At 71.7% G+C, this 12,979-nt stretch carries 13 protein-coding genes; 6 read left to right on the top strand and 7 right to left on the bottom strand.

Going from position 1 to position 12,979, the window contains the following annotated elements:
- Positions 1-18: 18 nt before the first annotated feature.
- Positions 19-1,701, top strand: a complete 1,683-nt coding sequence (locus tag F9C11_RS23470) for a DUF885 domain-containing protein (RefSeq protein WP_409179508.1) — start codon at positions 19-21, stop codon at positions 1,699-1,701.
- Between the two features lie 219 nt (positions 1,702-1,920).
- The gene (locus tag F9C11_RS23465; protein WP_409179507.1) at positions 1,921-2,724 is read left to right on the top strand and encodes an IclR family transcriptional regulator; all 804 of its coding nucleotides are present in this window, start codon (positions 1,921-1,923) and stop codon (positions 2,722-2,724) included.
- Positions 2,725-2,744: 20 nt separating this feature from the next.
- Here F9C11_RS23465 and F9C11_RS23460 read toward each other — a convergent pair whose 3' ends face one another.
- Positions 2,745-3,575 carry an alpha/beta fold hydrolase gene (locus tag F9C11_RS23460; protein WP_409179506.1) on the bottom strand — a complete coding sequence of 277 codons (831 nt, stop codon included), beginning with the start codon at positions 3,573-3,575 and terminating at the stop codon, positions 2,745-2,747.
- 210 nt (positions 3,576-3,785) lie between these two features.
- Entirely contained in the window at positions 3,786-4,697 is a 912-nt protein-coding gene (locus tag F9C11_RS23455) for a LysR family transcriptional regulator (protein ID WP_409179505.1), read from the bottom strand.
- A 441-nt stretch (positions 4,698-5,138) separates the two neighbouring features.
- Here F9C11_RS23455 and F9C11_RS23450 point away from each other — a divergent pair, with 441 nt between their 5' ends.
- On the top strand, positions 5,139-5,537 hold the full coding sequence (locus F9C11_RS23450) for a DUF1508 domain-containing protein (protein ID WP_409179504.1): 399 nt from the start codon (positions 5,139-5,141) through the stop codon (positions 5,535-5,537).
- Between the two features lie 264 nt (positions 5,538-5,801).
- On the opposite strand, the gene F9C11_RS23445 is transcribed toward F9C11_RS23450, so the two are convergent.
- Complete coding sequence (locus F9C11_RS23445) at positions 5,802-6,011, bottom strand: hypothetical protein (protein WP_409179503.1); 210 nt, start codon at positions 6,009-6,011, stop codon at positions 5,802-5,804.
- Positions 6,012-6,033: 22 nt separating this feature from the next.
- Entirely contained in the window at positions 6,034-6,393 is a 360-nt protein-coding gene (locus F9C11_RS23440; RefSeq protein ID WP_409179502.1) for a DUF488 domain-containing protein, read from the bottom strand.
- 91 nt (positions 6,394-6,484) lie between these two features.
- Here F9C11_RS23440 and F9C11_RS23435 point away from each other — a divergent pair, with 91 nt between their 5' ends.
- Entirely contained in the window at positions 6,485-7,351 is an 867-nt protein-coding gene (locus F9C11_RS23435) for a LysR family transcriptional regulator (protein WP_409179501.1), read from the top strand.
- A 42-nt stretch (positions 7,352-7,393) separates the two neighbouring features.
- Here the strand turns inward: F9C11_RS23435 and F9C11_RS23430 are convergent, their stop codons facing one another.
- Positions 7,394-8,233 (bottom strand): GH25 family lysozyme, encoded by an 840-nt coding sequence (locus tag F9C11_RS23430; protein WP_409179500.1) that lies wholly within the window; start codon positions 8,231-8,233, stop codon positions 7,394-7,396.
- Positions 8,234-8,444: 211 nt separating this feature from the next.
- Between F9C11_RS23430 and F9C11_RS23425 the strand changes: the two genes are divergently transcribed.
- Both F9C11_RS23425 and F9C11_RS23420 read left to right on the top strand, forming a co-directional pair.
- A complete protein-coding gene (locus tag F9C11_RS23425; RefSeq protein WP_409179499.1) occupies positions 8,445-9,362 on the top strand; it encodes a DUF5829 family protein in 918 nt (305 codons plus the stop codon).
- 149 nt (positions 9,363-9,511) lie between these two features.
- Positions 9,512-10,273 carry a hypothetical protein gene (locus tag F9C11_RS23420; RefSeq protein WP_409179498.1) on the top strand — a complete coding sequence of 254 codons (762 nt, stop codon included), beginning with the start codon at positions 9,512-9,514 and terminating at the stop codon, positions 10,271-10,273.
- A gap of 57 nt (positions 10,274-10,330) precedes the next feature.
- Here the strand turns inward: F9C11_RS23420 and F9C11_RS23415 are convergent, their stop codons facing one another.
- Together F9C11_RS23415 and F9C11_RS23410 are read right to left on the bottom strand one after the other, a co-directional pair.
- On the bottom strand, positions 10,331-11,062 hold the full coding sequence (locus F9C11_RS23415) for a LuxR C-terminal-related transcriptional regulator (RefSeq protein ID WP_409179497.1): 732 nt from the start codon (positions 11,060-11,062) through the stop codon (positions 10,331-10,333).
- Positions 11,010-12,962, bottom strand: a complete 1,953-nt coding sequence (locus tag F9C11_RS23410; protein WP_409179496.1) for a hypothetical protein — start codon at positions 12,960-12,962, stop codon at positions 11,010-11,012. The genes F9C11_RS23415 and F9C11_RS23410 overlap by 53 nt, the downstream gene beginning before the upstream one ends.
- Between the last annotated feature and the right edge of the window lie 17 nt (positions 12,963-12,979).

The following is a 12,979-nucleotide window of genomic DNA, read 5'->3' as shown; positions in this document are numbered from 1 at the left end:
CCGACCAAGGAGACGCACATGGCCCCGACCGTCCGAGCCCTCGCCGACCGGGTGTGGGACCACGTCCTGCGCACCGAGCCGCACCACGCGCTGCGCGCCGGCCACCCCGTCGAGCACCTTCCGAGCGGGTCGCTCGACGAGGCGGAAGAACGGGCCGCCACAGGCCGGTCCGTGCGTGCGGCACTCGCCGAGATCGACGACGCCGCGCTCGACCGGGACACGGCCGCGCTGCTGCACTTCGTCGCCGACCAGTGGGCGTGCGCCGGCGAATCGTGGTGGTGGCACTTCCCGGTCGCGCCCTACCAGCTGTTCGAGCTCAGTTTCACCGCGCCGCAAGCCTTCGACGCGATCACTTTCGCCGACCCGGACGCCGATGTCGAGCTTTTCCGTTCCCTCGCAGGGGATCTCGCTCGGCGGGTACGCGGCGCGGAAGCGAAACTTCGCGCGCAGGCCGAGCGCGGATGGGGAGCACCGCGAGCGGCGTTGCCAGGATTCGTCTCCGCCGTCGCCGGCCTGCGCGCCGCGACGCAGCGGTGGCTCACCCTCGACGAGCACCGCGTCGAGCACCTCTCCCCCGCACTGCGCGGCAGGCTCGCCGACGGACTCGGCCGCGCCGTGACGAACGACGTACTGCCCGCGGTCGACTCCCTGCTGCGCTACCTCGACGGTCCGGCACGAGACACCGCTGCGCCAGGGGTCGGGCTCGGCCGCTACCCCGGCGGCGAGGAAGCATACCGGCGGCTGGTACGGCAGTACGCCTCCTATGACATCTCACCGGAGCAGGTGCACGACATCGGGCAAGCCCAGGTCGCCGAACTCACCGAGAAGATGGCGGAACTGCGCTCCGAGACCGGGTTCGACGGCGACGAAGCCGCCTACCGGAAGGTCCTCGAGGCGGACGAACGATTCCACGCCCGCCGCGCCGAGGACGTCGCCGCGACCTACCAGCGCCATCTCGCCGCCATCGAACCGCTGCTCGGGCACTGGTTCTCGGTGCTGCCCAAGGCACCGCACACAGTCGAACGCCTCGATCCCGAACTCGAAGCCGGACTGTCCTACGGCTACTACGAACCACCAGGACCGGCCAATCCCGCAGGCCGCTACCGCTACAACGGATCCGGGCTCGACAGCCGAGCACAGATCAACGCGGCGACCCTGATCTTCCACGAACTCGTTCCCGGGCACCACTTCCACCTCGCGCGCCAGGAAGAAGACACCGCACTGCACCCGATCCGCGGCAAGCTCGCCCCCGAGCTGCTCGGCGCCTACACCGAAGGCTGGGCCGAATACGCCGCCTCGCTCGGGATGGAAATGGGCCTCTACGCCGATCCCTGGGACCGGTACGGCCACTACGCGCACCAGCGCCTCACCGCACAACGACTCGTCGTCGACACCGGGCTCAACGTGTTCGGCTGGTCCTTGGAGAAGGCGGAGGCGTACCTGGCGGCCACGACCTTGGAATCGCCGTCGCAAATACACACCGAAACGCTGCGCTACTCCACCGATATGCCCGGCCAAGCGCTGGGCTATCGCCTCGGGTTCCTCAAGTTCTGGGAACTGCGCGAACAAGCCGCGCGCACACTCGGGCCCGCCTTCGACGTCCGCGCCTTCCACGAGGTCGTCCTCGGTCCCGGTGCGCTCCCGCTCGCCGCCGTCAGCGAGAACACGGCGGACTTCGTCGCGGAGCACACCGCCGGATGACACCGCGGGCTGCCCCGGTTCGAGGGTTTTGCCGCCACGACGGTGCTGTTCTCGCGCTCTGCCGGGGGTGAGGCGGCAGCCGCCGCGACCCGAGCCGGTCGGCCGCCGAGGTGCGCCGTCCGGCTGATTCGCGAGGTCGGCGAGGGTTGACGCCGCGCCCGGCAGCCGTGTTACCGTCCGAACTAGAAATGATTTCAGTTCGTCCGCGAGGAGCACAGCATGCCGGTTGCCGCGACCGAAACGGGCCCCTCGCCGAACCGCACCCTGCCGCCGTCGATGGTCGAGCGGATGACGCTGATCCTCGACGCCTTCGACGCGCCGAGCACCCGGCTCACCCTCGAACAGGTCGCGCACGCGACCCGGCTCCCCCGTTCGACCGCGCACCGCATCCTCGACCAGCTCGTGCGGCTGCAATGGCTGTCGCATTCACCGTTCGGGTACGCGCTCGGCACCCGGGCGCTGCGCCTCGGCGGCACCGGCGGCAATCACCTCGAACTGCGCGAAGCGGCCGCGGCCGTGCTGCACGAACTGCAGTTGCGCACCGGGATGGTCGCGCACCTCGCGATCCTCGACGGCGCGGAGGTCCGGTACCTGGACAAGGTCGGCGGCCGCTTCGCCGCGGTCGTCCCGTCGCGCGTCGGCGGCCGCGCGCCCGCGCAGTGCACCGCGCTCGGCAAGGCGATGCTCGCCTGGCTGCCCGCGGAACAGATCGAGGACCGGTTCCGGCCGGGGATCGGCCGCCGGACCAGCCGGACGATCTGCGACCTGGTGACGCTGCACCGCGAACTCGGCCGGATCCGCGACCGCAACGGCCTCGCCTTCGAACGCGGCGAGTGCTTCTCCGAAATCTCCTGCGTCGCGGCTGCCATCCGCGGCCCGGAGGGACCGGAGGCGGCGATTTCCCTGGTCGGCGACGCGCACACGGCGCTGGAGCGCGTCGCGCCGCTCGTCGTGGTCGCCGCGCGGCAGGTCGCCCGGCAGCTGTACCCGATGGTGCGGCCGCGCACGGCAGAACCGGCCTGAACCCGACCGTCCACAAAGGACTATCCGGCGCCTGGACAGCACCGGTCCGCGAGGAATCCGCCGACCGCGGAGCGGAAGCCGGCCGGATCCTCCACCCACGGCAGGTGACCGGCGGGCAGCCGCACGCGCGACGCCTCCGGCAGCGCCCGGGCGAGCGAGTCGACTGCCGAGCGCGGCCGGATGTCCGCGGCCCCGTCCACGATCAGGGTCGGGACGTCCAGCGTTTCGCACTGGCCGCGAAGGACTGGCGAGCTCTCGCCGCCGAGGGCCGCGTTGCACTCGAAATTCACGTCGAACCACGGGTCGGCCATGGCTTCGGCGTGCTCCAGCGCGCGTTCCCGGTCGGCGAAGTCGGCTGACCACTGCAGGACGCAGTACTCCCGGTCTTCCTTGGCCGTGCGCTCCTTGGCTGCCAGCGCCTCCCATCGCGTCAGGTGACCGCCCAGCGAGTTCCGCAGATTCCGCGAGTAGTCCCCGTGCCAGGTCGAGTCGTCGTCGATCCCGGTGCCGGAGACGTAAACCAGTTTCGTCACGCGGTCCGGATGCGCCAGGGTGTAGCGCAACGCCAGCTGCGCGCCCCACGAATGGCCCAGCAACGCGACGCGGTCCCAGCCGAAATGGGCTCGGACCGCGTCGAGATCGGCCACCGTCCGCTCGACCGAGTACGGTCCCTGTCGCTGTGATCGGCCGCATCCTCGCTGGTCCCAACGACAGACAGTCGCGGCTGCCGACAGGTCGGCGGCGACGTCCGCCATCATGTCCCACAGACCCGGGCCGCCGTGACAGAAGACGACCGGTTCGCCGTCGCCTTCCCGGGCCGCCCACAGCCGGACACCGTCCTCAGTCCGCACCGCGTGCTCCACCCGACGCAGTATCGCGCACCGTTCCGCCCCCTGCGACCGGGTTTCGAGCGGCCGGGCTGTTCCGCCGCGGAGGATCATCGTTCGACGGCCCAGCCGGCGGGGCCGGGTGCTCGCGTTGGACCCGGGCGTCGACGACCGGCCGATGATTTTCCACCGCGGCGATTTCGGCGGCGACGGGCGTCCGGACGAGGTCCCGGGCTACCGCTGGGGCTGGAGCGACCGCTGAGCCTCCTCCTCGAGCGCGCGCACCATCGCCACCGCCGCCTGCCCCGGCTGCTCCCCGGTCACCGCCCACAGTGCGCGTCGCGGTCCGCCGCATTCGTCGCGCACCGGGATCCACCGGACGTCGGCGGGCAGCGAATCCGCGGCGAAACCGGGCACCAGCGAAATTCCCAATCCGGCCGCGACCAGGCCCAGCCGCGTCGGCCACGCGCGCACCGCGAAAGCGATCGACGGCCCGGCGATTCCCGGCCACGTCCCGAATTCCGGCGCGCCGCCCGCGCCGACGATCCATTGCTGTTCGGCCAGTTCGTCCGGTTCGACCCAGCTGCGCCCGGCGAACGGATGCGCTTCCGCGACCGCCACGCCGTAGCCGATTCCACTGCGCAATTCGGTGCGGCGCAAGCCCGCGAAGTCGTATTCCGGAACACCGTCGCCGGTCACCGCCACCGCGACGTCCAGCCGGCCCCGGCGCAGCGACTGCAATTGCGCCGGGATCGCCGACTCGGCGAGCTGCACCTCCACGCCCGGATGCGCGCGCAGCAGCCGGGAAACCGCGCGCGGCAGCAGAACCGCCGACGCGGCGGGGAATCCGCCGACCGAGATCCGCCCGGCGAGGCGGTCGCGCAGTCCGGCGAGTTCCTTTCCGGCCGCGCTCACGCTTTCCAGGACGCGACCGGCGTGCCGGATCAGCACTTCCCCTGCTGTCGTAGGACGGATTCCGCGTGCGTGCCGTTCGAACAAGGCGGTTCCCGTCGCGCGTTCGCTCGCCGCGATCTGCCGGGACACCGCCGATTGCGTGTAGCCGAGCCGGTGCGCGGCAGCACTGAACGACCCGGTGCGGGCCACCTCGACCACGACCCGGAGGCCGGTGAGCGTCAGATCAGCCATTCCGCCAACCATATCCGAAACGCGCGACCCCGGGCGTCCACAGTAGACGCCACCGCGACCCCCTCCCCTCGCCCCGGCCCGAAGCACCGGCGCGAACCCGGGTTTTCGCGCCCCGAAGGACACCGAGCGTGCCCCACCTGCCCCGCCGCGGGTGCCGCCGAACGCCCGAACCGCGGTTGCGGCGAACAGGCGAACTCGCCCGCGCCCGAAACATCCGCGCGGCGCCGAGCGATGCTCTTGCCAGGAGCGCCGAAGGAAACTCCAGCGGGACCGCCTGCCGGCGGTCCACTGTGGAATGCCCGCGCCCACCCGCTGTTCACCGGCTGGCCGTCGCCGCTTAACCGCGGGCGGTAACTTTCCGGCGCCGCGTCCGCGATGTCCTCATCGACTGCGACGGCTCGTCACCGGACGGCCGTCCGAGCCGGACTGAGGTTGCGACCCATGAAAAGCGCTCGAAGTCCACGCCGGACTCCCCGGTTCCAGCTGATCGGCGGCCCGGGAAACGCGACGAGATGGCGGCTTCTCGGCACGAACAACGCTTCGCTGGGCCTGGGCACCGTCGATTACCGCAACGGGGAGGAATGCGTCGCGGCGATCCAGTGGCTGTGCGCGAACATTCCACGCACGCGCATGGAACTCACCCACGACCACGGAATCGACTGGCGATGGTTCCTGCGCGCGGGCAGCGGGACAATAGCGTCGGCGAGCCACGCCTACGGCCGCCGCATCGAAGCGCAGCACGGATACGAACGATTCGTCGCCGCGATCGGGGAAGCGGCGGAATTCGCGGCGGAAGGCCGGATCACCGACTGGCGCACGAAATACCGGCTGCCCGGCTGAACGCGTTCGCCGGGCATTGACTACCGCGGACGTCGCGCTCCTCGCCGCCAAGGGTTCGGCGGCGAACGCCGACCCGGGCACCGCCGTGAACGTCCCGCCGGTTCTCGCGAGCAGCCAGTCGTCGCGCCAATCGCGGATTCCTGGACGGGCGCAATGCCGATCCGCCGCTTGCCAGGCGGCGGCGCATGGTGGTGTTCGCGGCTATCCGCGGACCGTTACTGGTGAGAGGAATCGTCCGGCGGTCGCGGCGGACGGGATAATGCGTCAGTTCCCGGTTCCCGGCCGAGCTGAGCCCCAGCCCCGCCGGGAACCGGCTGGTCGGCCGCGGGCCCGACGTCCGCCCCATTCGAGATATCCGGCGAGCGCGGCGCGGAACTCCGGGTCGGCGGGCAGCCCGACCTCGTCCGCGGTGGCCAGCAGCAGCGAACCCACCGGCGCGCTACGGCTCGGTGCGGCGCCGGAGGTACTAGGCATCGCGGTCGGCACCTCCTGACCGCTACGAGCCCAGCAGCTCGGCCAGCACCGCAGCCTCGCTGATATCACTGCGCTTGGTCGCCGTCAGCAGAGTCAACGGACCCTTCTCCGCCAGCGCACGCAGCTGGTCCAGCGCTTCCGCACGCTCCGGATCTTCCAGCTCCGCCCGGTAGCGCTCCGCGAATTCCTCGTAGCGCTCCGGATCATGCGCATACCATTTGCGCAGTTCCGTCGACGGGGAGATCTGCTTGAGCCAGTCGTCCAGGTGCGCGCGATCCTTGCTCAGCCCGCGCGGCCACAGCCGGTCGACCAAGACCCGCGAGCCGTCGGCGGATTCCGGTTCGTCGTAGACCCGGCGGACCTGGACTCGGCGTTTGCTCATCGGAAAGCGGCTCCTTCCGCGGTCGGGGGCTCCCGCCCAGCGTCCGCCGTCGCCCGCCCCGGCGCAAACGAAGGGGGTATAACCCCAGGGTATGGAACTGCGTCAGCTGCGGTACTTCGTCGCCGTGTTCACCGAGGGGTCGATCAGCCGGGCGGCCGGGTCGCTGCTGATGTCGCAGCCCGCGCTGACCCGGCAGATCCGGGTGCTCGAACGCGAACTCGGGACGCCGTTGTTCGACCGGGTGCCGACCGGCGTGCAGGCGACGGTCGCCGGCCGGGCGTTGCACGAGCACGCGCGGCAGCTGCTGCGGCTCGCGGACGCGACCCGCGAGGTCACCCGGTCCGCGGCCCCGGTCAAGGAGCAGGTCGAAATCGCGTTGCCGCCGGGCATTCCGCAGGACTGGGTGCTCGCGGCGCTGGCGGAGATCCGCCGTCAGGTGCCGGACGCCGCACTGTCGTTTTTGGACGCCAGCAGCACCGAGCAGCTGCGGATGCTCAGCGAAGGACGCATCGACATCGGGCTGGTGCACCAGAACCCGCCGTCGACGCTGCACGGGCGGCTGCTGTTCGAGCATCCGTTCGGCGTCGCGATCCGGCCCGGGCACGAGCTTTTCGGCCGCGCGAAGTGCCGGTTGCGGGAACTCGACGAGGTCCGGGTGCTCGCCCACGCGCGGGCGCAGGTCCCGGCCGGGCACGACCAGATGCTCGCGGCCGCGCACGGGCTCGGGGTGTCGCCGCACTGGCGGTTCGCGCGGTTCAACGAGAACGCGCTGGCGTGCGCGGAGGCCGTCGAGGCGGACGCCGTGCTGCTGAGCCGCCCCAGCGCGAACCGGATGCTGCCCGGCTGGGCCTGGAGCGAGCTGGTCGAGCCGAGCGTCCCGCTGACGACGTGGGCCGCCTGCCAGCCGCAGACCCGGCGGATCGTCGGCGCGGTCATGGAGGTGCTGGCCGGGTTCTAGCGAGCCCGTCCGGGAGCGCGAGGGCTCCCGGACGGGACCGGGTCAGCCGGTGGCCAGCACCTTGAGCCGGTCGAGCCCGGCGCTGAAGTAGTCCTGGTCGAGCGGCGACGAGGTGTACTGCCAGAAGGTGTAGAACCCCCAGTTGTAGGGCAGCGCGCCCGGCGACGACGAGTACGCCGCCACCCACAGCGGGTTGGTCGAGCTGAAGTCGCCCTTGTTGCCGGTGCACTGGGTCCACCAGCTGGTGGCCGTGTAGATCACCGGCCAGCGCGACGTCTTCGCGTGGTACTCGTCGCTGAACGCCTTGATCCACGACACCATCGCGGACTGGCTCAGCCCGTAGCAGGCCGAGTTCGGGCCCCATTCGATGTCGAGCGTGCCGGGCAGGGTCTTGCCGTCGTTCGACCAGCCGCCGCCGTGCGCGACGAAGTAGTCGGCCTGCGCCGCGCCGCCTGAGATGTCAGGGCGGCCGTAGTGGTATGCGCCGCGGATCATGCCGACCTGGTACGAGCCGTTGTACTGCTGGGCGAAGTCCGGGTTCTGGTATCCGGTGCCCTCGGTCGCCTTGACGTAGGCGAACCGTTTGCCCTGGTTCCACCAGGACTGCCAGTCGACCGCCCCCTGGTAGCTGCTCACGTCGATGCCCGCCGTGGTCGTTTCGACCGACGCCGGCGCGACCGCGGCGCCGCCCGGTTCGTGAGCCCGGATGGACGCGCCCATCTGGTGGTTGTCCGGAGTCTCGGCCGAGGTGCTCGCGGCCGCGGCAGGTGCGGCCGCGGCGGCCGGCGCGGTCGCCGCGAGCAGGGCGGCGGCCGCGGCGACCACCGTTCCGGTCAGGCGGCGGCGCGCCCTCCCGGCGGGTCCCCAGTGGTGAGTGGTCATGACAGGTCCTTTCGGATGCCCTCGCGACGTGCCACCCGATCAGGCGGCACGAGGACCTGATTCTGTTGCTGAACGTGATGCGCTGTCACTGCTCCAAGTGAACTAATTTCCAGTTGACCGGACAACGGGAAAGACATTCTCAGTAGGCCGTTGCGGTCGAATCCGGCGAAAACGCCGCCGGCCGGCCGCCGTCGCCTTACTCTCCTGCGCCATGTCGAAATCTCGAAGAACCCGGACGATCCTCCAGCTCCTCGCCGTGCTCCTGGCCCTCGCCGCCACGGGCGCCGGCACCGCGCAGGCGGACGAACCGGCCCTGCTGCGCTTCAACCACTCCTACGGAGTCCTCGACCGCGAGACCGCCGACGCCATCGAGCATTCGGCCTACCTCAAGGACTTCGCCAACTTCCAGGTCCGCACCACCACCGGCGCGGGCGGCGAGAAGTGGACCGGCCGCTACCTGATGGGCCGCGAAACCTACCTGGAGCTCTTCGGGGTCGGCGACGTCCCCGGCAAGGACGGCGACCTCGGTTCGGCGGGCCTGGGAGTCTCGGTCGAACACACCGGTCAACTGTCCACAGTGGTCCAGCGGCTGCGCGACGCGGGCATCGCGAACCCGGTGGAATTCCAGCAGACCCGCGACTTCGGCGACGGCAAGCCGGTCCCGTGGTTCGACGCGGTCTTCACCACCGACCAGTACGACACCTTCGGCGCCTGGGGCATGGAATACCGCCCCGAGTACTTCGCCGACCCGCGCAGCAACACCGGACCGGCACAGTACCCCGGCGACATCAGCCGCAACCGGTACTTGCCGGACGACTACCGCAGTCACCAGATGCGCGACGTCGTCGGCATCCGGCTGGGCATCACCGCCCGCGACCTGGACAACACGCTGTCGCTGCTGCGCGCCGGAGGCATGACCGTGCGCCAGTTCCCGGCCGGCGCGCTCGCTTTCGACGGCATGACCACGATCCGCTTCGACGCGGTCCCGGCGGATCAGGTCGGGTTGCGGCAGATCGACCTCGTTCTCAACCGTCCGGCCGGAACGAGGCACGTCGAGCAGATCGGCCGTTCGACGCTCACCGTCGGCCCCGGCGCGCACGCGCGCTGGACGTTCGGCTTCCGCGGCTGATCCCCGTCCGCGAGGGGAACCCCGCGTTCCCCTCGCGGACGGCAGGCGGAGGCGGCGAAAACCCGGTGGTCCCCGCCGGTAAGTTGATCGATATCTCGGTGCACCGGGAACGACGACCCGGAAAATCGGGTCCGTACGAGGGGAATCGCATGCACAAGAGTTCCGTCCTGTCCATCGGCCGTTCGGCCGCGGCGCTCGCCGCGTTCGCCGCGCTGGCGGCGTGTTCGCCGGGAACCGGCGCGGCCCCGGCGGAAACGGCCGCCGCCCGCCCGGAGGCCTTCGGCGCGGCCGGCTACCGCGGCATCGCCCCGGGGATGGCCAAGGAAGCGGCTGTCGCCACCGGGAAACTCGCCGCCGCCCCGGTCTCGGCGCTGGACGGCTGCACGGTCCTGAGCTGGCAGGGCGGCCCCGCGCCGGACCCGGCCAAGCTGGCCGCCGAAACCGAGGCGCAGCGCAAGGCCGACGACCTCTACGCAAGATCCGACGCGGCGGACCACGAGGCGAAGCAGAGCGCGGGCAAGTCCGCCGCCGAGCTGGCCAAAGCCGCCGCCAAGGACGCGGAAGCGGCGCAGCTGGCGGCCGACTCCGCGATGGCGAGCGCCGAAGTGGCGGGCAAGCGCGAAGAGCGCGACAAGGCGTTCGCCGCGGCCGGCGGCGCCTCGTTCGGCAAGAACGGCCTGCACGAACTGGGCGCTCCTCCCGGAGCCAAGACCGCGGAGGGCATCGGCGTCGGTTCGTCGCTGGCCGACCTGCACAAGGCGTACGACGCGCGCGGCCTGAAGCCTGGCACGGCAGGACGGTTCGAGCTGCCCATCGCGGAAAAGCCGGGCTGGCGTTTCGTGTTCACCCCCGCCGACAACGGAACCGTCGGCGGAGTCGCGATCAGCGACGGCGCCCTGAAGTGCCGCTGACGCTGAGTCCATAGTGGACGGACGAAGGCCTCCTCGCCGTCGCGGGCGAGGAGGCTTTCACGCGTCCCCGGAACGCAAGACCGCCAACTCCGTGCGGCCCCGAATCCCCAATTTCGCGTAAATCCGCGTCAAGTGATATTGCACAGTCTTGACCGACAAGAACAATTCCGCGGCCACCTCCCGGTTGGACTGTCCACGGGCGACCATCCGCGCCACCGCCTCCTCCTGCGGCGTCAGCTGATCCGCCCCGCTCCGCGGCACGTGCACGCCGCCGGCCCGCAATTCCCGCTCGCACCGGGCGACACACGTCACCGCCCCCATCGACGCGAACCCGTCCCGGGCGGCAGCCAATTGCGCGTCCGCCCGGGCCCGCCGCCCCAGCCTCCGCAACGTCTGTCCATACGCCAACGCGATCCGCGCCTGGTCGTACCGCAACGGCAGCGCCCCGATCAATTCCAGCGCGGCGTCGAACGCCGCCACCGCACCGACATGATCGTTCCGCGCGCCCAGCAACCGCCCGCGAGCCGCCGCCAGCCGGGCCCGCGCCGAAGCATGCTCCCGCTTTCCCGCGGCCCGCTCGTGCGGAGCCAGAAACGCGTCCGCCTCCGCCGATCGTCCACTAAGGACCAAAGCGTGCGCGTACAGGTCGTGCCAGGGCCAATGTCCGGGCTCGTCCACCGAAGTCGGCAACGACAACCGGGTCAGCGGATGCAAGGCCCGCAGCACGCCAGCGGAATCAGCCGCGGCCTCCGCGACCTGCGCCCGCGCCAGCAATGCCGGGACCCGCATGATCTCGTAATCCTGCGGCCCCGCCGCACAAGCGAGCAACGCCTCCTCGGCCCGCCCATGATCCCCGCGCAACGCGTGCACCGCGGCCGAAGTCCAGTGCAGCAACGGCGCGGCGAGCACGATTCCGGTCCGGTCCACGAGCGCCAGCGCTTCCCGGACCACCCGCAACGCGTCGTCCCATTCCCCGCTCAGGAACAGCGTCCGCGCCAGCCATGCCCGCGCCCACAAGGAAATCCGCGCCGAGCCGCCCAGATAGCTCGTGGGCACCGCGCTTTCCAGGTCCACCCGGGCGTCGTCGATCCGGTCGGCGAGCAGATTCAGCCATCCCCGCGCCATCACGACCCGCTGCGCCTGCGCCCCGTGCCGGATCCGGTCCGCCAGCCGCGCGTAATCCCGCCGCGCCTGCTTGGCCCGTCCCGAAGCGGCGAGCCCGAGGCCCCGGATCGCCGCCGCCTCCACCGCGGCCGGCGTCTCCGGCACCGCCAGCTCGAGAGCCCGGTCCGCCCAGCGCACCAGGTCCTCCGCGGAGTACCGGCACAGCGCGTCGAGCACGTAGCGCTGACATATCAACGCAGCCGTCTCCGGATCTCTCGACGCGTTGACGATATCCCCAGGCCCGGCTCAACCGTCCGCCGGCTTCCGCCGCCCGGCCCCGCACCACCGCGAGGTAGCCCAGCACCGCGTCCCGCAACGGCGTCTCGCGCACGCTCTCGACTTCCGGGGCGAGCGCGGCGGCCCGGAACACGTCGCCGGCGCCGATCAGCGCGTCGACCGCCCGGGTGATCCGAGCCTGCCGCAGTTCCGCGTCTTCGGTGAGCCGTCCAGCGTCGTTGAGCAGCACCGCGGCCGTCCCCCACGCCCCTGCCGCGGCCCGCTCGACCGCCAGCGCGTCGAGCCGGTCCGCGACGCCCGCGTCCGGCACCGGACTGGCCGCGACCAGCAACCGCAAGCTCCGCGCCGGATCCTCGACCAGTTCCGCCGCCCGCCGCTGCAGCTTCGACCGCCTTTCCGGGCCCAGCCCGGCCAGCACCGCCGCGCGCACCATCGGGTCCGGCGGCCCGATCTCGGCCAGCCCGCGCGGCGCGAGTTCGACCAGCCGCGTCGCGCACGCCTCGTCCAGCACCGGCAGCGGATCGCCGTCGAGATCGGCCAGCGACGCCACCGAGCGCACCGCCGCCCCGGCGCCGAGCACCGCCGCGGCCGCGACAAACCGTTCCGCAGCCGGAGAAAGCCGCGAGATCCGTTCGCGCACCGAAGCAGCGACCGCGGCCGGCGCGGGGAGATTCGGATCGAACCCGGCCCAAGTCGCGCGCGGGACCTCGGTCAGCAGCCGCACGACGTCGCGCGGCCGGCCAAGCGTGTGCCGGCACAAGCGTTCGGCCATCGTCGGGTGCAGAGCGATCCCATGCGCCGAGGCCAGCTCGGACACTTCCGCGGCGTCCAGCGGCGGCACCCGCACCTCGTCGCCGGACATCCGCGCGAGCAGTTCCTGAACGTCCGCACGGGCGCGGGAATCGCCGGTCGCGGCGGTGAGCAGCACCGTCGCCCGCGCCGCCGGATGGTGCCGCAGCAGCGACGACAGCGTCCGGATCGAGTCCACGTCGGCCAGCTGCGCGTCGTCGACCACCAGCAACGTCCCCGGCAGCAGCTCCGCCGCGATCCGCCCCGCGACCGGGAGCGGACCGTCGTCGGTCGGCACGTCCGGGAACAGCTGGCGCAGCACGGCGAACGCGCTGCCGCTCTCCCATTCGGCGGCGGTCGCGCGGAGCACCGGCCCGGGGAACGCGCCGGCCGCCCGCCGCGCCAGGGTGGTGCGCCCGCATCCGGCCGGACCGCACAGCAGCACCGCGCGCCCCGCCTGGGACAGCAGGCCGGCCAGCTCCTCCGCCGCGGTCGTCACGGTCCTCCCCGCTTCTC

This window comes from Amycolatopsis sp. VS8301801F10, from assembly GCF_046195355.1.
In the GTDB taxonomy this organism is placed as follows: Bacteria; Actinomycetota; Actinomycetes; order Mycobacteriales; family Pseudonocardiaceae; genus Amycolatopsis.
This window is presented reverse-complemented; position numbering and strand designations above follow the sequence as displayed.

Bases quoted from the DNA above. Each gene is read 5' to 3' on its own strand.
- F9C11_RS23440 (WP_409179502.1), bottom strand. From the start codon at position 6,393: ATGAGCAAACGCCGAGTCCAGGTCCGCCGGGTCTACGACGAACCGGAA.
- F9C11_RS23450 (WP_409179504.1), top strand. From the start codon at position 5,139: ATGAAAAGCGCTCGAAGTCCACGCCGGACTCCCCGGTTCCAGCTGATC.
- F9C11_RS23445 (WP_409179503.1), bottom strand. From the start codon at position 6,011: ATGCCTAGTACCTCCGGCGCCGCACCGAGCCGTAGCGCGCCGGTGGGT.
- F9C11_RS23425 (WP_409179499.1), top strand. From the start codon at position 8,445: ATGTCGAAATCTCGAAGAACCCGGACGATCCTCCAGCTCCTCGCCGTG.
- F9C11_RS23420 (WP_409179498.1), top strand. From the start codon at position 9,512: ATGCACAAGAGTTCCGTCCTGTCCATCGGCCGTTCGGCCGCGGCGCTC.
- F9C11_RS23415 (WP_409179497.1), bottom strand. From the start codon at position 11,062: ATGCGGGTCCCGGCATTGCTGGCGCGGGCGCAGGTCGCGGAGGCCGCG.
- F9C11_RS23435 (WP_409179501.1), top strand. From the start codon at position 6,485: ATGGAACTGCGTCAGCTGCGGTACTTCGTCGCCGTGTTCACCGAGGGG.
- F9C11_RS23455 (WP_409179505.1), bottom strand. From the start codon at position 4,697: ATGGCTGATCTGACGCTCACCGGCCTCCGGGTCGTGGTCGAGGTGGCC.
- F9C11_RS23470 (WP_409179508.1), top strand. From the start codon at position 19: ATGGCCCCGACCGTCCGAGCCCTCGCCGACCGGGTGTGGGACCACGTC.
- F9C11_RS23465 (WP_409179507.1), top strand. From the start codon at position 1,921: ATGCCGGTTGCCGCGACCGAAACGGGCCCCTCGCCGAACCGCACCCTG.
- F9C11_RS23430 (WP_409179500.1), bottom strand. From the start codon at position 8,233: ATGACCACTCACCACTGGGGACCCGCCGGGAGGGCGCGCCGCCGCCTG.